Here is a 20695-nt window from a genome sequence, read left to right as displayed (position 1 = left end):
CAGGGATGGCTCAGCGTTCAAAGTCTTTGCAATTGCAACAAATGGAAAATCCGGCGCGAATGCTCTTTACGCACTCGCTTGACCCCAAGTCGGAAGACACAACTCATCCGAAGTAATCGTTTTATAGTACCAAGTTTGCTCCCCCACCCTGGCCCCAGCGGACTATGAAGACCATTAGCGTGCGCGGTGCGCGCACCCATAACTTGCGTGACCTCAGCGTGGACATCCCGCGCGACAAGCTAGTTGTCATTACCGGGCTGTCTGGCTCTGGCAAGAGTTCTCTCGCCTTCGACACCATTTATGCCGAGGGGCAGCGGCGCTATGTGGAGTCTTTGTCTGCCTACGCACGGCAGTTTTTGTCGATGATGGATAAGCCCGATGTGGACAGCATCGAAGGCTTATCCCCCGCTATTTCCATTGAGCAGAAATCTACCAGCCACAACCCACGCTCTACCGTGGGTACGGTGACCGAAATTCAGGATTACCTGCGCCTGCTCTTTGCCCGGGTGGGTGTGCCCTATTGTCCGGATCACCACATTTCCCTCACCGCCAAAACGGTGAGTCAGATGGTGGATAGCGTGCTGCAGCTACCCGAAGACAGCGCCTGGATGTTACTGGCCCCCATTATTCGGGGCCGTAAAGGCGAGCACCGCCAATTGTTGGAGCAGCTCAGAGCCGAAGGCTTTATTCGTATTCGAGTCGATGGCGAACTCCATGAGCTCGATGAGCTTCCGAGCCTGAACCCTAAAACCCAGCATGATGTCGATGTGGTGATCGACCGCTTCAAAGTGCGTAGCGATCAGGCGCAGCGCCTGGCCGAGAGCTTTGAAACAGCCCTGCGTCTGGCCGATGGTTTGGCCATTGTCGCGCCATGGCGCGCGTCAGGGGATGCCCAAGAACATACCTTTTCGGCGCGTTTTGCCTGCCCTGAATGCGGCTTTACCCTGCAGGAGCTGGAACCGCGTTTGTTTTCCTTTAATAGCCCGCATGGGGCCTGTAGCTCCTGCGATGGCCTGGGAACCACTTCGGTCTTCGATGCCGACCGCATCGTGGCCAATCCCAAAGCGGCTTTGGCTGATGGCGCCATTCGCGGCTGGGACCGGCGCAATCCCTATTACTACGCGCTGCTCACAGGTTTATCTGAGCATTACGACATCGACCTGGAAATGCCTTTTCAGGACCTGCCCCCCAAGCATCGGGAGGTGGTCTTGTATGGCAGTGGGCGTACCAAAATTCGCTTTGAATACCCCGACCTGCGCGGTCGGCGCAAAGTCCGCAACCATACCTTTGAAGGCATTGTGCCGAACTTGGAGCGGCGTTATCGCGAAACCGAATCGGACGCCGTGCGAGAAGAGCTGGCCCGTTATCGTTCGAACCAGCCCTGCTCCGCTTGTGACGGCAGTCGCCTCAACAGGGCTGCCTCCGCTGTGCAGGTCGCGAGCAGCACCTTGCCGCAAATATCGCGCATGTCCATTGCCGATGCGCTGGCCCATTTCGAGAAGATGGAATTACCAGGGCAACAGGCCGAAATCGCCCGCCCCGTGCTCAAAGAGATCGGCCTGCGCTTGTCCTTTTTGAACAATGTGGGATTGGACTATCTGAGCCTAGACCGCGCGGCCGAAACTCTGTCCGGGGGCGAGTCTCAGCGCATCCGGCTGGCTAGCCAGATTGGGGCGGGTTTGGTTGGGGTGCTGTATGTACTCGATGAACCCTCGATTGGCTTACACCAGCGCGATAACCAACGCCTCATCGATACCTTAGTGCGTCTGCGTGACCTGGGCAATACAGTGCTTGTGGTCGAGCATGACGAAGATGCCATTCGCTGTGCAGACCATGTGCTCGATATTGGCCCAAGGGCCGGTGTGCATGGCGGCGAAGTCGTTGCTGCGGGAACGCCAGAAGAAGTGATCCAGACTCCGGCATCGCTCACGGGTCAATATCTCAGTGGCGAGCGTCGCATCAGCATCCCAGAGCCTCGGCAGGCTCCAGATGCGCAGCGCGTTCTCCGCATTGAGGGCGCCAGCGGGAACAACCTGCAGCAGGTCGATGTAGAGCTACCCCTGGGTTGCCTGATCTGCATCACGGGGGTGTCGGGTAGCGGGAAATCCACCCTCATCAACGACACCCTCTACCCCATCGCCGCGCGCGAGCTCAATAGAGCCAGCCTACCCAACGCACCAGTGGACAAGGTTCGCGGTCTGGATCAACTCGATAAGGTCATTGGCATTGACCAAAGCCCCATCGGGCGGACTCCGCGCTCCAACCCGGCCACCTACATTGGTTTGTTTACGGGCATTCGCGAACTCTTCGCAGGCGTGCCCGAGGCCCGCGCGCGGGGCTACACACCAGGTCGTTTTTCCTTCAACGTCAAAGGCGGGCGTTGCGAGGCCTGCCAGGGCGATGGGCTGATCAAGGTGGAAATGCACTTCCTACCCGATGTGTATGTGCTCTGCGAAGTGTGCCAGGGCCACCGCTATAACCGCGAAACTCTGGATATTCGCTACAAGGGTAAAACCATTGCCGAGGTCCTCGAGATGACGGTCGAGGACGCGGTGGAGTTCTTCGGCCCCGTGCCCGCCTTGAAGCGCAAATTGGTGACCTTGATGGATGTAGGCTTGAGCTACATCACTTTGGGCCAGAGCGCGACGACCTTGTCAGGTGGTGAGGCACAACGCGTCAAGCTCGCCAAGGAGCTGTCGCGGCGCGATACAGGCAAAACCTTATACATCCTGGATGAGCCCACCACCGGCCTGCACTTCCATGACGTGGAGCAATTGCTGCAGGTGCTGCATCGCTTGCGCGACCACGGCAATACGGTGGTGGTTATCGAGCACAATCTGGATGTCATCAAGACGGCAGACTGGCTGGTCGATCTGGGGCCCGAGGGCGGTGCAGGCGGCGGGCAGATCGTCGCCACTGGCACCCCGGAAGAGGTAGCGGCCAATCCCAACTCGCACACCGGCCACTACCTAAAGCCCATCCTCGAGCGCGGATACTGAGAACGCCCCTATCAACATCCTATGCCGACTAGAGGAAGCTGGAACGGGCTTTATGGCCTAGGGCCCGAACGCCTGGCGGCGTAGTCTGCGCCTGTGTCCCCCGCGCCGCTTCGCGGGACGGACGGCGCAGAGAGGCTCCCTGCGCGTGTTGGGCCGTTGGGATCGCGTTCGGCCTTGGTGCCGAAGGACACCGCGCAGCGGCGCCAAGGGTAGCGAGCCCGACGGCCCAACACGCGCATACGGAAGGTGGGCAGCTCCTCGCCGGTTCTCGCAAAAAAAAGAGGGAAGTGCTCAATCCTTAAGCACTTCCCTCTCAAAATTGGCACGATCAACGTACCAGGGAGACAGACTCGATGTAGCAAACCGCGTGCCAATCAGGCTGTCTCCGATGGAATGCGAGCCTTATGCGGCCTTGGACGCCGCGGGCTTAGGGCTGCAGTACATATCGATACTGGCCCGAAAAACGGGGGTTCCTTCCCGGTCACACACCTCGACCGGAACAGCAACCGTCTGCGCCACACTCCAGTCCACATCAGCCGGGAACTGCGCTGTGCCCACCAGGTCGGTGTTGGCCTTGGCCAAGTACTCCACCTGCATACCCTTGGGAATCCAACGGGCGCTTGGCGGACACGCCACCTCGGTGAGTAAACCACCAGTGAACTCGGCGAGGTTGCACATAGCAATGGCATGCACTGTGCCGATGTGATTGGTTACCGACCAGCGCTTGCGCAAGCGCGCGCGAACTTGCTGCGCACTCAGCTCTTCCAACACTGGGCTCACGGTCCGAAAATAGGGCGCCTTCAAGGCCACCATTTTTGAAAACGCCGCCTTGCCCCCTGGGACTTTGCTCATACGGGCATACAAAGCCAATAAATCCATTGTGACTCTCTAGTTCGTCAATACAAGAAAGCGAGCATGGCTCGCTCAAAGTGTGCGGCCTGCTTAGAAGCCACCAGGGCGGCCAGGACCACCTGGCCCCATCATGCCGGGAGGCATGCGCCCAGCCATGGCCCGCATCATTTTCTTCATGCCGCCACCGCGCATTTTTTTCATCATGCCCTGCATCTGCGTGAACTGCTTGAGCAAGCGGTTCACGTCCTGGACTTGCGTTCCGGAGCCGGCAGCAATCCGCTTTTTCCTCGAGGCTTTGATCACCGCTGGAAAACGGCGCTCTTGCCTGGTCATGGAGTTGATGATGGCCACATTGCGCATGAACTCTTTGTCGTTCACTTGGTTCTTCACCTGCGCAGGGAGTTGCCCCATCCCTGGCAGCTTATCCATCATCGCGCCAATACCGCCCATCTTCTGCATCTGCAGCAGCTGGTCGCGGTAGTCGTCTAAATCGAAGCCACCCCCTTTTTGCAGCTTGCGGGCCAGCTTCTCTGCCTTCTGCCGGTCAATTTTCTGCTCGGCTTCTTCAATCAGGCTGAGCACATCGCCCATACCCAGAATGCGTGAGGCCAAGCGGTCCGGATGGAAGGCCTCCAGGGCTTCGAGTTTTTCACCCACGCCCAAGAACTTGATGGGCTTACCGGTGATATGGCGTACCGACAGCGCCGCACCACCCCGTGCATCGCCATCCACCTTGGTCAGAATCACCCCGGTCAAGGGTACCGCTTGGTCAAAGGCCTGCGCGGTGCGCGCCGCATCCTGGCCAGTCATGGCATCCAGCACAAACAAGGTTTCTGCCGGCGCCAGCTGCTGATGCAGACCGGCAATCTCCGCCATCATCTTTTCGTCGATGCTGGTCCGGCCGGCAGTGTCCACAATCAAAACATCATAGAACTCGCGCTTCGCTCGCTCTAAAGCCTCATCAGCAATGGCACTGGGTGCCTGCAACGCCGACGAGGGCTGCACATCGATCTGCAACTGCTGCCCTAAAGTGGCCAGCTGTTCGATGGCTGCCGGGCGATAAACGTCGGCGCTGACCATGAGCACACGCTTCTTTTGCGCATGGAGGTAACGCGCCAGCTTGCCGGCGCTGGTGGTTTTACCCGCACCCTGCAAACCGGCCAGCAGAATAATTGCTGGCGGCTGGGCGCGTAGATCCAAGCCTTGGGACTCACCACCCAATGCCTGAACCAGTTCACGTTGCAGAATGGAGATGAACTCCTGACCTGGAGTTAGGCTGCTGCGGACGGCTTCTCCCAGCGCCTGTTCGCGGACTTTGGCAATGAAATCCCGCACCACTTCCAGGGCAACGTCCGCCTCCAATAACGACCGCCGCACGGCGCGCAGGGCGTCGGCGATATTGTCTTCGGTAAGCCTGCCTTGGCCGCGCAGATTCTTAAGGGTGGACTGGAGATTCTCTGAAAGGGATTCGAACATCGATAAACCATCATGAAGTTCCACCGCCGCCATCGGAGCCGGGTGGAAACAAATACGTGAGTTGCGCCGCGCGCTGTGACAATATTACCGAGTGAACATCACCTTCGCCGCAATTAGTGCCGGGGCCGCTTTTGCTGCCGCCGCGATTAGTCAGCCTTATCAACGAGCGCTGCCCGCCCTCATGCTTGTCATGCTGGGCGCACTGCTCACTGCCTTGGGCCTGCAAGCCGAGGTGGTGGAGCCGCAGGGATGGCGCCTGGGCTTAGGATCCAGCGTGGCTTTGTTTGCCTGGCTGATCGCTGCTGCGCATTTGGTTCTGCGGCAACGCCTGTATTTGCGCGGCCTCGATCGCGTGATTTGGGGCACTGTGGCGCTGGTCATACCGATAGGCTTGCTGCTACCCACACCCGCCAGTACGCATGTTGCGCAACTCACACCGGCCTTGCGCGTGCATATTCTGCTCAGCATGCTGGCTTGGGCAGTGCTGAGCTTGGCGGCCATGCAATCCATCGCCTGCACCTTGCAGGCCCGCCATCTACGTAAACACAAGAAACCCCTGCTGGCGGCGCCGCTGCTGGAATTAGAGCGCAGCACCTTTAGGCTCATTGGCCTGGGCTGGCTACTCCTCATTGGTGGGATTGCTACCGGCTTCCTCTTTGTAGAGAACTTTTTCGCTCAGCATCTTGCGCACAAAACAGCATTTACCCTGATTGCCGCCGTGCTCTTTGGCACCTTGTTGGCCGGTCAAGCGCTGCGCGGATGGCGAGGTGGAGTCGCACTGCGCTGGATCGCCGCGGCTTGGCTGGCGCTGTTCGTAGGCTATGTGGGCGTGAAGTTCGTCCTGGAATATGTGTTGGCCTCGCATTGGAGTTGAGAGGCCGGAGTCGTAGAGCGCTTGACAAGGGCGCTCGCTCTGCCTAGAAACACTATCTAATCCCTGATCAAGATTTGCTCGCTTGGACGATGTGTCTACTGGCGCCCTTCTACTGGCGCTAGTTTTTCTGCTGGGGCTGTCGGCCTTTTTCTCTGGCTCCGAAACCGCGCTGATGGCGCTGAATCGATACAAGGCCCAGCACTTGGCCCGCGGCGGCCATCGTGGCGCACAACGCGCTCTGCAACTCCTAGAGCGGCAGGATCGTCTGATTGGCGTCATCCTGCTCGGCAATAACTTTGTCAACATTCTTGCCTCTGCCATTAGCACCATTTTGGGTCTGCGCCTGTTTGGCGAACCCGGTATTGCTATCGCCACAGGCTTACTGACGGCAGCAATTCTGATTTTTGCCGAGGTCACCCCCAAAACTCTGGGTGCATTGCATCCAGAACGGCTCGCCTTCCCTGCCAGCCGTATTTACGGACCCTTGCAGTTGGTGCTCTACCCCGTCGTGGTTTTGATCACCTTCCTCGCGCGCATGCTGCTGCGCCTCTTGGGGGTGAAGCCCGAAGATGCTGAGCAGCACAACCTGTCTACCGAAGAGCTGCGGACGGTGGTGGCCGAAACCCGCGCCATGATGCCGCGCCGCCACCAGGCCATGCTGCTCTCCCTACTCGACCTCGAAAAAGCCACGGTCGAAGACATCATGATTCCGCGCAATGAAATTCAGGGTGTGGATATCAGTGAAGACTGGACCGGCTGCCTGGAGATGATCCAACGCAGCCAACATACACGGCTACCGCTCTACGAAGGCTCTATTGACGATCTGCGCGGCATTATTCATGTGCGGCGTCTGCTGCCCATGCTGGCCGAAGGGCAACTTGACCGGGAAAGCCTGCTGGCCCAGGCCCGGGAGCCCTATTTCATTCCCGAAGGAACGGCTCTGAATCAGCAGTTACTGAACTTCCAAAACCAGCGGCGCAGAATAGGCTTCGTTGTTGACGAGTACGGGGACATCCAGGGTTTGGTCACTCTGGAGGACATCTTGGAAGAAATCGTCGGTGAATTCACCACCGACCCAGCCACCCGCAATCGGCGGGTCAAAATGGAGCCAGACGGACGTTACCTGGTCGATGCCAAAAGCAGTGTGCGTTACCTCAACCGCTCCATGGGCTGGGCCTTACCCTCATCGTCGGCACGCACGCTCAACGGCCTCATCCTCAATCAGCTGGAAACTTTTCCCGAACCCGGACACAGCCTCAGGCTGGGCGATTACCGTATTGAAATTGTTGCGGTCGCCGCGCATGTCATCGAATCGGTACGCATCGAGGCGCCTCGTAAATCGGCCTAAGTGCAGCAGGCTTTAAGCGAGGCGCTCGCGTTGGTCGATGCGGTGGGGAATCCAGCTTAACTGAGCATATCTCTGGCGGCGTCCAGAGCTTGCGCCAATGAGGCAACGGCATGAATCTCCAAACCCGGCGGACTGCGCCTAGGAGCGTTGGCCTGGGGCACGATCAGCCTCTTGAAGCCCTGTTTGCGCGCCTCCTCAATGCGCTCCTCGCCACCTGCCACTGGTCGCAGCTCGCCGGCTAGACCAATCTCGCCGAACACCGCCAAATCCAAGGGTAAAGCGCGGTCGCGAAAAGAGCTCATGATGGCCAGCACCGCCGCCAAGTCCCAAGCCGTTTCTCGAACCTGCACCCCGCCGACCACATTGATGAACACATCCTGGCCCGCCACATCCACCTGGGCGTGACGATGCAATACCGCCAACAACATGGCGAGGCGGTTGGTATCCACGCCGACGGTGACCCGCCGCGCATTGCCTTCATCCGTGAGCGCCTGTACCTCGATCAGTAAGGGCCGCGTACCCTCACGGGCAACCACCACCACACTACCCGGCACCGGGTCTGGACGGCGTGCGAGGAAGATTGCCGAAGGATTCTTCACCTCGGCCAAGCCCTGCTCTCGCATGGCGAAGAAACCAAGCTCGTTGACGGCACCAAAACGATTTTTGGCCGCCCGAATCATGCGTAAACGTCCGCCAGGGTCAGATTCGAAATACAGCACCGTATCCACCATGTGCTCCAACACACGCGGCCCGGCAATCACGCCCTCTTTGGTGACATGCCCCACTAGCAGCACCACTACGCCGCGCTGCTTGGCATAGCGCACCAACTGCGCTGCACATTCGCGTAGCTGAGCCACCGAGCCTGGGGCCGAACTGAGTTCGCGAGCAAACAGCGTTTGAATGGAGTCCACCGCCAAAACCTGACAATCGTTGCCATTCACGGTTTCCAAGACCGACTCAACCTCAGTTTCGGCCAATAACGCCACATCGGCGCTAGGCTCTTGTAAGCGTTGGGCACGTGCCCGCACCTGCCCCACTGACTCCTCCCCGGTCACATACACGCGCGCCACATCTTTGAGGCGCAGCAGCATCTGCAACAGCAAGGTGGATTTACCAATGCCGGGGTCGCCACCGAGCAGGATCACCGCGCCAGGCACCAAGCCACCACCGAGAACACGATCCAGTTCGACAAAACCCGTAGGCAAGCGTTGGGGGGCTTCACTTTGCGGGCCATCCAAGGACTCCAAGCGGCTTTCCCCGGCCCAGCTGCGTCCTCCACGGCCAGACTGCTGGCTGGCGCTGGCTTTTGCCGAAATACGCGCCTCTTGCAGGGTGTTCCAGGCCCCACATTGGGCGCATTGACCAGCCCAGCGCGGGCTCAGCGCACCACATTCGCTGCACTCAAATTGGGTTTTGTCTTTAGCCACGGATACCAGCCTCGCTAGGATCGGTCTCAGCTTCAAGATGAGCAACGCGCCCACGAAGCCCCGTGAGTAGCTCATAGGATAGAGTTTGTGCCCGCCGCGCCACTTCATTCACCGGCATGGCTCGGGGGCCCCAGACTCCCAGCCAGTCCCCTGCCTGTACCTTGGTCGTCGATGGTAGCTCTACCACGCACATATCCATGGAAATCCGCCCACGCAGCGGCAATCGCTGACCGCCAGCCGCGGCCAACCACATGCCTCTATCCTCGCCCAGGAGACGCACCAGGCCATCGGCATAGCCAATCGCCACCACGGCCACCCTACAGTCGCGCGGTGCCTGCCAAATCGCACCATAGCCAACGCTGTGTCCAGCCGGGAGTGTTTTCACATCCAGCACACGGGCTTCCAGCCTGAGTGCCGGACGTAAGGATGGATGGCTGGCCCCCTCAGCCAGCGGAGACACTCCGTACAGACACAAACCCGGTCGCACCCAGCCCCGCCGGGTCTGCGGCCATTGCAGCAAGGCGGCAGAGTTTGCCGTCGAGGGGTCGTAATCCGAAAAGTGGGTCTGATACAGATCTTCCCAACAGCGCAGTTGGGCCTGGGTGTGCTCTGCGTCTTGGCTATCCGCGCAGGCCAAATGTGTCATTACACCCTGCAGCCCTGAGGCCAAAGCCGGCGCAGCACGCAATTGCGCGGAGAGCGTCGCTGCCTGATTCGCAGCGAAGCCTAGCCGCCCCATGCCTGTATCAAACTTCAGCCAAAAACCCGGCGGGCTTGGCAGTGCTTGGAGTTGCTCCCACTGCCACTGAGCGTGGACCACAGGCAAAAAGCGCTGGCTTTGGCATAACTGCCACTGACTGGCATCCTGGATACCGCCCAAGATGCAAATTCGCGATTGCACGCCGGCCTCGCGCAGAGCGACAGCTTCGCTCACCGCGGCCACAGCAAACATGGGCACGCGATCTTGCAGTGCCATCGCCACACGTACGGCTCCATGACCATAAGCATCGGCCTTGATCACAGGCATAAGCTGGGCCTGCGGCGCCAGAGCCTGGAGCTGCGCCAGATTATGTCGTAGTGCGCTCAGGTCGACTAGCGCACGCACCCGGCCGCCTAAGAGCATAAATCCACGGCCGCTACTGCTCCGCCGTACTGATCTGACCTGCCGGTTCCATTCAGGCCATTAGCTATCAAATTCGGCATCGTAGCTGTAGGTTGCCAGATTCTCGAAGCGAGTCAGGTGCCCTAGGAAGGAGGTCCGCACCGTTCCAATGGGGCCATTACGCTGCTTAGCGATAATGAGCTCTGCCGTGCCTTTGTCCGGGCTATCCTCGTTGTACACCTCGTCACGGTAGATGAAGGTGATCAAATCCGCGTCCTGCTCAATACCGCCAGACTCGCGCAGGTCCGCCATACGTGGACGCTTGTTGTCGCGCTGCTCCACCCCGCGGTTGAGCTGCGACAAGGCGATGATCGGCACCTCTAGCTCCTTGGCTAAGGTCTTCATGGAGCGCGAGATCTGGGCAATGTCGTTGGTCCGGTTTTCTTTGGAACCCGGCACCTCCATCAGCTGCAGGTAATCCACCAGGATCAGACCCAGCCCATGTTCTCGCTTGATACGACGCGCCTTGTTGCGTAAATCCTGCGGTGACAGCGCACCGGAGTCATCGATCACGATTTTCGCGTCGCGCAAAGTGTGCGCAGCAGAATTGATACGCGCCCAATCCTCCTTGCTTAACTCACCGCTCCGCAGGGCCTGCTGGTTGATACGGCCATGGGATGCGATCAGGCGCATCGCCAACTGCTGCGCTGGCATTTCTAGCGAAAACACCGCAACCGTAATTTTAGAGTGCAACGCCGCATGTTCAGCCCAGTTCATCGCCAAGGAGGTTTTACCCATCGCGGGTCGTCCCGCCACAACGACCAGGTCACCAGGGCGGAGGCCAGTGGTCATCTCGTCAAAACGGCTAATCCCCGTCGGCAAGCCGGCTACGCCTTTGCTTTCAGCAACCAGGCGAATTTCTTCGACGGCCGCAGGCAGTACATCGATAAGACGAACGCCCTTGTTATCTGATGCCGAGCGGCGGTCCGCAATATGAAACACCTGCTGCTCGGCAAAATCCAGCAGATCCTTGGTTTCATCATGCTCTCGAGCATGCACCTTTTCGATGATGTCGGTCGCCGCATTGATGAGGCTGCGGCGTACGGCATGCTCGCGAACAATGTCGGCATAAGCCACTGCGTTCACAGCCGCGGGGGTTTGCTGAGACAACTCCACCAAATAAGGCAAGCCACCGCAGGCTTCCAGGCGATCTTTAGCCTCCAAGATTTCGGCAATGGTCACCGGATCGATGGCCTGGCCGCGCTTGCCCAGCTCATTGGCGGCCGCCCAGATGTCTCGATGCTCGCGCCGATAAAAGTCCTCGGCAATTAACCTTTCGGCCACGGCGTCGTAATGCCGGCCACCCAGCAAGAGGGCGCCCAGTACACTGCGCTCCGCCATGAGATTGTGCGGTGGAGCTTTAGAGCCTCGGTTCAGGGTTTCATCCATGCGCAAAGTCTATCCCGCTTCAGCAGCGCTGTTAAAAGTTCTTCACCACATCATTGCGCACCGGCTCACTTTCTGGAACTTGGCCACTGAGGCCGCGCATCAGCGCTGCACCTTATGCCCGACCCACAAAGTTTTGCGCTTAGCGCCTGCACGCCACCGCCTCATGTCATGCGGCAACGACGCCGCTTCGGCGCGCGCAGACAAAGGCGAAGGGCAAGCTGCACGCCCTTGAGTCTCCACCGCGCCGGCCAGCCTGCCAGCATCTACGCTGGCAGCCCTTGCAACAAAAAAGCCGATGCCTGCAATGCAGCCATCGGCTTCCAGAATCGTTGCGCGGAGCAAAGCCCCGGCTCAGCCAATGTTCACCAAACCGGGCTATCAAGCAGCCAATTTGGTGAAGACTGCAGCCTCGCCTTTAGTTCACCGCTTGAGCGGTGATTTCTACGATGAGCTTGGCTTCCACATCAGGGTGCAAAGCAACAATGGCCTCAAACTCGCCCACTTCGCGGAAAGCTTGCTCTAGAACCACTTCCTTAGCTTCCACCTCAATGCCGGCAGCCGAAGCGGCTTCAGCGATTTGCGCGGCCGCGACAGACCCGTAGAGCTTGCCTTCTTCGGATGCACGCACGGTCACCGAAACGCGCTTGCCATCAATTTGGGCATGACGCATTTTGGCTGCGTTCATGGAGTCCTCAGCCTTTTTAATCAGCTCTGCTTTACGTGCAGCGAAAACTTCCACGTTTTCCTTGTTGGCCGGCAATGCCAAACCTTGGGGAATCAGGAAATTGCGGCCGTAGCCGGCACGAACTTTAACGGTATCGCCCAGGTCACCCAGGTTGCGAATCCGCGATAACAAAATGACTTGCATTCCCGGATCTCCTTAGAAGTGACGGTCGGTGTAGGGCAATAGAGCCAAGTAGCGCGCCCGGCGGATCGCCTTAGACAGCTGACGCTGATAGCGGGCTTTGGTGCCAGTGACCCGGCTAGGGACAATCTTGCCGTTGTCCAAAATGTACTGCTTGAGCGTGTTCAGATCTTTGTAGTCGATCTCTTCCACGCCTTCGGCGGTGAACTTACATACCTTGCGGCGACGGGAGTAACGCGACATTAGCGGGATTCCTCGGAGCTGTTATCAGCAGAGTCCGCTGGCGTTTCGGCCGCTTCGCTGGACTCGTTGTCATTATCAGATCGGCTCAACTCTGCTTGAGCTTTAGCCTTGTTAGCCTGCTTGATTTCTTCTTCCTTAGCCAAAGGAGACTGCTCGGTGATTGGCCCATCGCGGCGGACGACCAAATGGCGCAGGATGGCGTCGTTGAAGCGGAAGCCTTGAACCAGCTCGTCCAGGGTGTCTTGATTGGCTTCAATATTCATCAGCGCGTAATGCGCCTTATGCAGCTTCTGCAGAGGGAAAGCCAGTTGGCGGCGGCCCCAATCTTCACTGCGGTGCACTTGGCCCTCGGCAGCCTCGATCACGCTTTTATAGCGCTCAAGCATGGCCGGCACTTGTTCACTCTGATCCGGATGGACCAGGAACACGATTTCGTAATGTCTCATGTCAACCTTATGGATGTTCCGTTAGCGGTACAGTCCCCCGCGTAACGCGGTGGGACAAGGCTTCGTAGCCAACACTGGCTGCGAAGCCGGCCATTATAGAACGGTAGCGCTCAGAAAAGAAAGGATCAGAGCTGAGGCAACTCAAAGCTTAGGGCTTTGGGCCAACGCTAGGCCGGATGCCAGCTGCGGGTTTAGCCTGGGCTCTGGCGGCACACTTCGTAGAGGACCACACCGGTTGCGACCGCAACATTGAGGCTGCTGACATGTCCCAACATGGGAATACTGACAGTCAGATCGCAAAGATCGCGCGTTAGTCGACGCAGCCCCTGCCCTTCATTGCCCATCACGATGGCCACGGGCCCAGACAAATCAGCCGCGTATAACGATTGATCGGCCTCATCGGCCAAACCCACCACCCATACACCAGCGCTACGCAGCTGTTCCAGGGCTCGCGCCAAGTTACTCACCGAACATAAGGGCAGGCTCTCCGCCGCACCCGCCGCGGTCTTACGCGCCACCGCTGTCAAGGGCGCGGAACGCGCCTGCGGTATGAGTACCAGCTGCACTCCGGCTCCGTCGGCGGCCCTTAAACACGCGCCCAGGTTGCGCGGATCTTCGATACCGTCCAGGACTAAAATCCGCGCCGGCGCAGGTGCGGAGGCCACCCAAGCCGCTAACTCCGACTCGCGCGGGGCCTCCGCGGCCTGACCAGCGGACGCAGCTGTAGCCAACCAAGCCACCGCCCCTTGATGGCGCAAACCGGGCGGCGCAGCCGTCACCAGGGTGGTGGCATCGGCGCGCAGCACGGCAATTCCGGCTTGTTGGGCCTGCTGGGCCAGCGCTTGCTGACGCTTATTCAGATCGCGGTCCGTCAACATCAGGGCGACGACCCGACCCGCCTCCAGCGCAGCAGCGCAGGCATGGATGCCGGCTACGTCGGCACTACGCCCAGGGTATTGGACCAAGTAACTTAGGACCCCAAGTTGGGCGGCGGGGTGTAAGCAGCCGCTTCATTGCCTTCAACAATGGCCTTGATCACGATATCCACACGTCGATTGCGAGCTTGCCCTGCCGCCGTGCTGTTGTCGGCCACAGGTTCGCTTTCTCCGCGTCCCTCAGTCAGGATGCGCGCGGGCACCACACCATTACCGCGTAGCACTGTGGCCACGGAATTGGCGCGCTGTTCGGACAAGCGCATGTTGTATGCCTCGGAGCCGGTGGAATCCGTATGCCCCACCACATGGATGACGGTTTTATCGTAATCCTTGAGCACCTGAGCGATCTTGGCGTAGGTCGCCTGGGCATCGCTACGAATGGCTGCGCTATCGAAATCAAAAGACACATCCGAGGCAACCCCAACCCGCAGCGCATCCCCGGTCATACGGGTAATGCGTAACTCATTGCGCGCCGCCTCAGCCGCTAATTCACGCTCCAGCTCTGCCTGCTGTTTGTCCATGTAGTTACCAGCCGCACCGCCGGCAATAGCACCAACCACTGCGCCCACATAACGGCCTTTATCGCCATCCACCTGGTGACCAGCCACGGCGCCGATCAACGCCCCCACAGCAGCCCCGGTTTTGGCCCGGCGGTTCGGGTCATCGGTGGCACAGCCGGTTACGACCACAGTACTTCCCACTGCCGCAACCAATACAGCGTGGCGTAATGCTGGCAATGTCTTCATCGTCTTCTCCTTTTGGATGACTGGCGCGTTTTGCTACGCGCGTTGGCAGGCACTAAGTCTAACTTGCGGGCAGCGGGATTGACTGCCGCGATACGAACATCCAGCGTTTGCCCGAGGCGAAAGGTCTGCCCGGACCGTCGACCACGCAGCAACCGCGCCTCCGGGTCATAGACAAAGTAGTCTGAGCCCAGTTCACTGATGTGCACCAATCCCGAAACAGCGTACTCCGGTAACTCTACGAACAACCCGAAATCAGTCACGCCGCCCACCACGCCGGGCAGGGTTTCACCAAGGCGGTGTTCCAAAAGATCGAACTTCAGGGCCTCCAGCACTGCCCAACTGGCCTTATCCGCACGACGCTCCAAAGCGGAAAGTTGCTGCCCGAGTTGCTCCCATTGTTCTTGCGGCATGCTGGGGCCGCCGAGCATGGCATATAAGGCTCGGTGCACGATGAGGTCTGGGTAACGCCGGATTGGGCTGGTGAAATGGGCGTAGTCGTCCAAAGCCAAGCCAAAATGACCAGCATCGGACGGGGCATAGACCGCTTGTTGCAAGCTCTGCAGCACGGCCATTTGTATGGTTGCCGCCTGCGGGGAATCGCCGGCCTGCGCCAGCACCTGCGCATAATCTTTGGGACTAGGCGACACCCCACCACTCAGCTGCATACCCTGCATGGCGAGAAATTCGCGCAGCGCGGCCAGCTTTTCGGCAGGGGGCGGCTCGTGGATGCGCGCCAAGAATGGCTGCTTAGCGCGCCTTAAAGCCTGCGCTGCCGCCACATTGGCCAGAATCATGCACTCTTCGATGATGCGGTGAGCCACATTGCGCTGCGGCCTCGCCAGGGCCGCAACCTGACCATCATCATCCAGCTCCACAGTGAGCTCGCGACTGGCAAAGTCTAAAGCGCCGCGTATTTCTCTCTGCTCCTGCAGCGCACTATGCAATTTGGCGAGGTTGTTCACATTACGGCTAACGCTGGCTGACCACTGCTTGGGATGCTGGTCTTCTAAGGCCTGCGCCACCTGGTTGTAGGTCAAGCGCGCATGGGAGTGAATGGTCGCCGGGAAAAAGCGATACCCCGTCAGGCGTCCACGCCGCGACACCTTGAGCTCACAGACCAGCACGGCGCGGTCCACCTGAGGTCGCAGGGAGCACAAATCATCGGATAGGCGATGCGGTAGCATCGGCAGAACGCGGCCCGGAAAATACACCGAAGTGCCGCGGCTACGCGCTTCTCGGTCGATGACATCGCCAACGCCGACATGCGCGCTTACATCAGCAATCGCCACAAACAAGGTAAATGCCAAGCCGCGGCGCTTCACCAAGACGGCATCGTCAAAATCCTTGGCGTCCTCGCCATCAATAGTCACAAAGGCCTGCCCGCGCAAGTCTTCGCGGGGCAGGACGTCATTGGGAGCAGTGATGGCCTGCGCCGCCTGCTCTACAGCCTGCGGAAACTCACCAGGGAGCTGAAACTCATCCATGACGGACGCAATGCGCAGTCCTGCAGAAGGCTGTTCTCCCAGCACCTCCAGCACTGTCGCCTGTTCATGCTCCAAAGCGGCGCTGATGTACTGCCCATGACTCAAAGCCTCCGCGCCGCTGAGCGGATAGCGCGCTTCGCGAATGGCCGACTCCACTTGCACAAAGGTTTGGGCCTGGCGTTTGTCCACCCGTCCGACAATGGTGGCCGCTTTCGCGGCCTCGATAAGCACGTAGCCCAGCACCTTACCGTCTTCAAGGCGCGTCACTTGCACCCCTGCCCCATGAGCGGGTCGTGGCAAGTCGCGATCCAACACCCAAGGGCTGGACCCATCGTCGGGGAGGACCAAATCTGGACCCTTTTGACGGCGGCAGACTCGGCCGCTGGGATGCCCTTTTTCCGGTGGTGTTTTGGTGGGTGAACTGTGTCTTGACAAAAAAAATTCCTAAGGCGAGAATGCGCGCTTCGCTGCCGGGGTGGCGGAATTGGTAGACGCGCTAGATTCAGGTTCTAGTAGGGGAAACCCTGTGGAGGTTCAAGTCCTCTTCCCGGCACCACGATAACGAAAAGGCCTGCCGCGTGCGGGTTTTTTTGTGCCTGAAGGGCGGCATGGGGGCATCAATCGGCGCACAGACGGGCTCCACAGCCAAGTGATGGCGTCAACGGAGGACGCCCTCACAGAGGACCACCCCCTACGCAGCGCCGTGATTGCCCGGGTCGCCGACCGATGGGCCCTGCCCACTCCAGCAGCTCAGCCACACTAGACCGTTTCCGCCATCGGCATGGCAAAAACGTCGACCAGCGCGCCAGATTCCACCGTGCTCAAAAGGCCGCGCACTCATGCCAGTAGGGCGGCGCTGTAGCAGCCGCAGCGCCGCCCACCGGTCGAGTAAGAGTTTTAGGCCGACTCCAAGGGATGCCGCAGCACGATGGTTTCATCCCGATCTGGACCTGTAGAGATAAGATCCACGGGCGCTTCTACGAGTTCTTCGATGCGCTGCAGGTAATCCCGAGCCGCCTGTGGCAAATCATCGAGGCTGCGCGCACCCGCTGTGCTTTGTTCCCAGCCCGGCCAATCCTCGTATACAGGCTCACAGCGGGCAAAGGCTGCTGCGCCGTAGGGCCAGCGATCCAGCTTTTGCCCATCGACCATGTAGCCAGTACAGATGCGAATGCTCGACATCCCATCCAACACGTCCAACTTGGTCACACATAAAGAGCCAATGCCGTTGTTGATCACAGCACGCCGGGCAGCCACAGCATCGAACCAACCGCAGCGGCGGGCGCGGCCCGTGGTTGCGCCGACTTCCCCGCCCCGCTGAGCTAACTGCTCTCCAATGCTGTCATGCAGTTCGGTCGGAAACGGCCCGGAGCCAACTCGGGTGGTGTAGGCCTTGATGATACCCAACACCACATCGACATCACCTGGCCCTAAGCCCGTACCGGCCGCAGCCCCACCGGCGGTGGTTGTGCTGGAGGTCACAAAGGGATAAGTGCCATGGTCAATGTCCAATAGGGAACCCTGCGCCCCTTCAAACAACAGGCGTTGGTCATCGCGCCGCAATTGGTAGAGTCGCTCAGTCACATCGCACAACATTGGCGCCAGCCAGCGCGCGTCTTCTTTGGCTTCCGCCAAGACGGCTTCAGCATCTACGGCTGGAGCGTCGTAAAGCTGCTCTAGCAGGAAGTTGTGATAACCAACGAGCTCACGGATTTGCGCTGCCAAGGATTCGGGGTCTAGAAGATCCCCGGCTCGAATAGCTCGGCGCGCAACCTTGTCTTCATAGGCAGGACCAATGCCGCGCCCCGTGGTGCCGATCTTCCCAGCGCCTTTAGCGCGCTCGCGTGCCTGATCCAAAGCAACATGGCTGCGCAAAATCAAAGGGCAAGCCATGCTAATCCGCAAGCGATCGCGGACAGCGACGCCGGTGGCCTCAAGGGCTTCGACTTCCTTACGCAAATCGGGAACCGACAACACCACTCCATTGCCGATAAGGCATTCCACATCAGGCCGCAATATGCCCGAGGGAATGAGGTGAAGTACGGTCTTCTGGCCACCAATCACCAAGGTATGGCCGGCGTTATGCCCCCCCTGGAAACGCACTACCGCACGGCACTGCTCAGTGAGCAGATCGACAATCTTGCCCTTTCCTTCGTCGCCCCACTGGGCGCCAATCACCACTACGCTGCGATTCATGCTGTTTACTTGATGACCCAAGTCGAATTGTCTAAAACCAACCGCGCCGCCGCGGCTGGGATGTCTTCACCAGGCAGCGCACGACGTACACACACCCCCAAATCTCGTTGCCGACCAATTTCCGCTTCCAAGCTGGCATCCGCGGCCGCCGGCGCCCACACCATCGTAGGACTCTGCATAGGCTGGTCATCGGCCAACAAGGCATTCAGGTCGGCGGAAAAGCCCGTGGCTGGACGAGCGGCACCGAAGGCTTCCCCCACTCCGTCATAACGGCCGCCGCGGGCTAGCGCCCGTCCACGGCCGGCCGCATAGGCCGCCCAGGTCACGCCGGTTTCGTAGTGAAAGCCACTAAGCTCCCCGCTATCCAAATGCAAACTCACACCCGGAAAGCGCTGCCGAAACATCTGCGCCAGCTCGAGTAGATCGCGTGCCGATTGCGCGGCCTGCCCCGTCCATGGATGGGTTTTAGTCGCCAATTCATCCACCGGGCCATGCCAGGTACACAGGGCTTCTAAGCCACATACCTGCAGCGAACTAAGCCCCAAACTCTGCGCCAGGGCGCTGAGATCGGTGACCGCTTTGCGCTGCAGCGCTTGAATCAGGCTGTCACGGTCTGCGGCGTCTATCTCTTCCGGCAAGAGGGCTTTGAAGATCCCCACATGGCCCAGGTCCAGCGTGAGTTGGCTCTGCCCTCCTACACCGAGTAAGGCCAGCATCAGCGCGAGCACTTCCATGTCGGCCTGGGCCCCAGCATGACCGAAAATTTCTGCACCCACCTGGCGATAGCTCCGCGCTCCGCCCGGCACCAGGGGCTGCGTCCGCAACACCGTCCCTACGTAGCACAATCGCCGCACGGCATCCGCATCATCGGCGTAGCGGTTAGCGTCGATGCGCGCAGCTTGCGGGGTGATATCAGCACGAAATCCCAGGCGCCGACCATTGATCTGATCGGTCACGGCAAAGGTTTTTTGCTCCAGATCGGAGCCTACGCCACTCAACAAGCTATCGGTGTATTCCACCAATGGCGGCTCAATGAGGTCGAAGCCATGCCGAGCGAATAAATCTATAACTTGGCGGCGAAGTGATTCTAGCGCCCAGGAAGCGGGCGGCAGCCATTCCTCGACACCATCGGGCAACATCCAGCGCATGCGATCAGGATCCGGTCAATTGCAATATCAGCACACCCATCCCCATGGTCAGGGCGCCAAAAACGCGCAGATTGTTCTCAGGCAACTGCAACAGGCGCAGCATCATACGCCGCCAGCGCCCAGGAAGCAGAAATGGCCCCATGCCTTCAATGACCATCGCCAGGGCAACGGCCTGCAAAAACGCCTCGGTCATGACCGAGGCGTTCGCAGTACCACCAAGCAGATGGGCAGGCTCACGGAGCTGAGCCAGCCTTATTACCGAAGTACTTAAAGAGATCGCTGTCGGGCTCTAAAACCAACATATCTCCGCTAGACCCCAGGCCATTCCGGTAGATCTCTAAAGACCGATAAAAGCTGTAAAACTCGCGATCCCGGTTATACGCCTCAGCGTAGATCGCTGCGGCCTGCGCATCACCAGCACCGCGTAATTCCTCGGCCTCGCGATAGGCATTCGCCAAGATGACCTCGCGCTCGCGGTCCGCTTCGGCGCGAATACCTTCCGCCACCTCTGCACCGCGTGCGCGCAGATCGGAGGCGACGCGCTTCCGCTCGGCGCGCATCCGTTCATACACGGAATCACTAACGGTCTCTGGCAGGTCGATGCGCTTCACCCGAACATCCACCAAGGTGATTCCCAGTTCATTCACCTTCTCGGAGGCTGTTTCCTCTAATGCACGCACAATCTCGCGGCGCTCGCCAGAAACGGCTTCTTGAATAGTCCGGGTACCAAACTCATTGCGCAGACCACGGTTAATGATGTCGGACAAGCGTTCTAGGGCCACGCCTTCGAAACCACCCGTCGCCCGGTAGAACCGACCCACATCATCAATACGCCACTTGACGAAGAAGTCCACTTGGACATTCTTCTTCTCCAAGGTCAAAAACCGCTCAGGCTGTTTGTCCAGAGACAGAATACGCCGGTCAAAGTAGCGCACATTCTGAATGAGCGGCACCTTGAAATGAATGCCTGCAGGGTAGTCGGTGCCTTTGATTTCACCGAGCTGTAGGACCACCGCATGTTCACGCTCGTCCACGATGAAGACTGAGTCCGCCAGCAGGCCCAAACCCACGACGACGGCAACGATTAGCACAATATTTTTCATAG

The 20695-nt window shown here is 59.4% G+C and carries 18 protein-coding genes and 1 tRNA gene; 4 read left to right on the top strand and 15 right to left on the bottom strand.

Features of this window, described 5'->3' with window-relative positions; all coding sequences use genetic code 11:
* Positions 1-164 precede the first annotated feature (164 nt).
* On the top strand, positions 165-2999 hold the full coding sequence (gene uvrA, locus KI787_01010) for an excinuclease ABC subunit UvrA (GenBank protein ID MBV6628508.1): 2835 nt from the start codon (positions 165-167) through the stop codon (positions 2997-2999).
* A gap of 402 nt (positions 3000-3401) precedes the next feature.
* Here the strand turns inward: uvrA and KI787_01005 are convergent, their stop codons facing one another.
* Positions 3402-3878: a DUF4442 domain-containing protein gene (locus tag KI787_01005; protein MBV6628507.1), complete on the bottom strand. Its 477-nt coding sequence runs from the start codon at positions 3876-3878 to the stop codon at positions 3402-3404.
* A 63-nt stretch (positions 3879-3941) separates the two neighbouring features.
* The gene (ffh, locus tag KI787_01000) at positions 3942-5327 is read right to left on the bottom strand and encodes a signal recognition particle protein (GenBank protein MBV6628506.1); all 1386 of its coding nucleotides are present in this window, start codon (positions 5325-5327) and stop codon (positions 3942-3944) included.
* Positions 5328-5418: 91 nt separating this feature from the next.
* Here ffh and ccsA point away from each other — a divergent pair, with 91 nt between their 5' ends.
* Together ccsA and KI787_00990 are read left to right on the top strand one after the other, a co-directional pair.
* Positions 5419-6201: a cytochrome c biogenesis protein CcsA gene (ccsA, locus tag KI787_00995; protein ID MBV6628505.1), complete on the top strand. Its 783-nt coding sequence runs from the start codon at positions 5419-5421 to the stop codon at positions 6199-6201.
* Between the two features lie 82 nt (positions 6202-6283).
* The gene (locus KI787_00990) at positions 6284-7549 is read left to right on the top strand and encodes an HlyC/CorC family transporter (GenBank protein MBV6628504.1); all 1266 of its coding nucleotides are present in this window, start codon (positions 6284-6286) and stop codon (positions 7547-7549) included.
* 56 nt (positions 7550-7605) lie between these two features.
* Here KI787_00990 and radA read toward each other — a convergent pair whose 3' ends face one another.
* The 9 genes from radA to rnr form a co-directional block, all read right to left on the bottom strand.
* Entirely contained in the window at positions 7606-8976 is a 1371-nt protein-coding gene (radA, locus tag KI787_00985; protein MBV6628503.1) for a DNA repair protein RadA, read from the bottom strand.
* A complete protein-coding gene (alr, locus tag KI787_00980) occupies positions 8969-10099 on the bottom strand; it encodes an alanine racemase (protein ID MBV6628502.1) in 1131 nt (376 codons plus the stop codon). Before alr ends, radA begins: the two co-directional genes overlap by 8 nt.
* A 60-nt stretch (positions 10100-10159) precedes the next feature.
* Entirely contained in the window at positions 10160-11527 is a 1368-nt protein-coding gene (dnaB, locus tag KI787_00975; GenBank protein ID MBV6628501.1) for a replicative DNA helicase, read from the bottom strand.
* A gap of 415 nt (positions 11528-11942) precedes the next feature.
* Entirely contained in the window at positions 11943-12395 is a 453-nt protein-coding gene (rplI, locus tag KI787_00970; GenBank protein ID MBV6628500.1) for a 50S ribosomal protein L9, read from the bottom strand.
* Between the two features lie 12 nt (positions 12396-12407).
* Positions 12408-12635 carry a 30S ribosomal protein S18 gene (gene rpsR, locus KI787_00965; GenBank protein ID MBV6628499.1) on the bottom strand — a complete coding sequence of 76 codons (228 nt, stop codon included), beginning with the start codon at positions 12633-12635 and terminating at the stop codon, positions 12408-12410.
* Positions 12635-13081, bottom strand: coding sequence for a 30S ribosomal protein S6 (rpsF, locus tag KI787_00960; GenBank protein ID MBV6628498.1), 447 nt, complete (start codon positions 13079-13081; stop codon positions 12635-12637). The genes rpsR and rpsF overlap by 1 nt, the downstream gene beginning before the upstream one ends.
* Before the next feature lie 191 nt (positions 13082-13272).
* Positions 13273-14007: a 23S rRNA (guanosine(2251)-2'-O)-methyltransferase RlmB gene (rlmB, locus tag KI787_00955; GenBank protein ID MBV6628497.1), complete on the bottom strand. Its 735-nt coding sequence runs from the start codon at positions 14005-14007 to the stop codon at positions 13273-13275.
* Positions 14008-14051: 44 nt separating this feature from the next.
* The gene (locus tag KI787_00950) at positions 14052-14762 is read right to left on the bottom strand and encodes an OmpA family protein (protein MBV6628496.1); all 711 of its coding nucleotides are present in this window, start codon (positions 14760-14762) and stop codon (positions 14052-14054) included.
* On the bottom strand, positions 14759-16681 hold the full coding sequence (rnr, locus tag KI787_00945; protein ID MBV6628495.1) for a ribonuclease R: 1923 nt from the start codon (positions 16679-16681) through the stop codon (positions 14759-14761). The genes KI787_00950 and rnr overlap by 4 nt, the downstream gene beginning before the upstream one ends.
* A 34-nt stretch (positions 16682-16715) precedes the next feature.
* Here rnr and KI787_00940 point away from each other — a divergent pair.
* Positions 16716-16802, top strand: a tRNA-Leu gene (locus KI787_00940).
* A 341-nt stretch (positions 16803-17143) separates the two neighbouring features.
* Here the strand turns inward: KI787_00940 and KI787_00935 are convergent.
* The 4 genes from KI787_00935 to hflC are packed head-to-tail and all read right to left on the bottom strand — an operon-like array spanning position 17144 to position 20693.
* On the bottom strand, positions 17144-18442 hold the full coding sequence (locus tag KI787_00935; protein ID MBV6628494.1) for an adenylosuccinate synthase: 1299 nt from the start codon (positions 18440-18442) through the stop codon (positions 17144-17146).
* A 5-nt stretch (positions 18443-18447) separates the two neighbouring features.
* Entirely contained in the window at positions 18448-19590 is a 1143-nt protein-coding gene (locus KI787_00930) for an ATP phosphoribosyltransferase regulatory subunit (protein ID MBV6628493.1), read from the bottom strand.
* A 4-nt stretch (positions 19591-19594) separates the two neighbouring features.
* Positions 19595-19783: a DUF2065 domain-containing protein gene (locus KI787_00925; GenBank protein ID MBV6628492.1), complete on the bottom strand. Its 189-nt coding sequence runs from the start codon at positions 19781-19783 to the stop codon at positions 19595-19597.
* Between the two features lie 40 nt (positions 19784-19823).
* Positions 19824-20693 carry a protease modulator HflC gene (gene hflC / locus KI787_00920; protein MBV6628491.1) on the bottom strand — a complete coding sequence of 290 codons (870 nt, stop codon included), beginning with the start codon at positions 20691-20693 and terminating at the stop codon, positions 19824-19826.
* Between the last annotated feature and the right edge of the window lie 2 nt (positions 20694-20695).

Source organism: Oceanococcus sp. HetDA_MAG_MS8 (genome assembly GCA_019192445.1).
Taxonomy (GTDB): domain Bacteria; phylum Pseudomonadota; class Gammaproteobacteria; order Nevskiales; family Oceanococcaceae; genus MS8.
Note: the sequence above shows the minus strand (reverse complement) of the source record. Positions and strands in the feature narration are given on the sequence as shown.

Bases quoted from the DNA above. Each gene is read 5' to 3' on its own strand.
- KI787_00925 (MBV6628492.1), bottom strand. From the start codon at position 19,783: ATGACCGAGGCGTTTTTGCAGGCCGTTGCCCTGGCGATGGTCATTGAA.
- ffh (MBV6628506.1), bottom strand. From the start codon at position 5,327: ATGTTCGAATCCCTTTCAGAGAATCTCCAGTCCACCCTTAAGAATCTG.
- rpsR (MBV6628499.1), bottom strand. From the start codon at position 12,635: ATGTCGCGTTACTCCCGTCGCCGCAAGGTATGTAAGTTCACCGCCGAA.
- KI787_00930 (MBV6628493.1), bottom strand. From the start codon at position 19,590: ATGCGCTGGATGTTGCCCGATGGTGTCGAGGAATGGCTGCCGCCCGCT.
- alr (MBV6628502.1), bottom strand. From the start codon at position 10,099: ATGCTCTTAGGCGGCCGGGTGCGTGCGCTAGTCGACCTGAGCGCACTA.
- dnaB (MBV6628501.1), bottom strand. From the start codon at position 11,527: ATGGATGAAACCCTGAACCGAGGCTCTAAAGCTCCACCGCACAATCTC.
- KI787_00950 (MBV6628496.1), bottom strand. From the start codon at position 14,762: ATGAAGACATTGCCAGCATTACGCCACGCTGTATTGGTTGCGGCAGTG.
- KI787_01005 (MBV6628507.1), bottom strand. From the start codon at position 3,878: ATGGATTTATTGGCTTTGTATGCCCGTATGAGCAAAGTCCCAGGGGGC.
- uvrA (MBV6628508.1), top strand. From the start codon at position 165: ATGAAGACCATTAGCGTGCGCGGTGCGCGCACCCATAACTTGCGTGAC.
- KI787_00935 (MBV6628494.1), bottom strand. From the start codon at position 18,442: ATGAATCGCAGCGTAGTGGTGATTGGCGCCCAGTGGGGCGACGAAGGA.
- rplI (MBV6628500.1), bottom strand. From the start codon at position 12,395: ATGCAAGTCATTTTGTTATCGCGGATTCGCAACCTGGGTGACCTGGGC.
- hflC (MBV6628491.1), bottom strand. From the start codon at position 20,693: ATGAAAAATATTGTGCTAATCGTTGCCGTCGTCGTGGGTTTGGGCCTG.
- rpsF (MBV6628498.1), bottom strand. From the start codon at position 13,081: ATGAGACATTACGAAATCGTGTTCCTGGTCCATCCGGATCAGAGTGAA.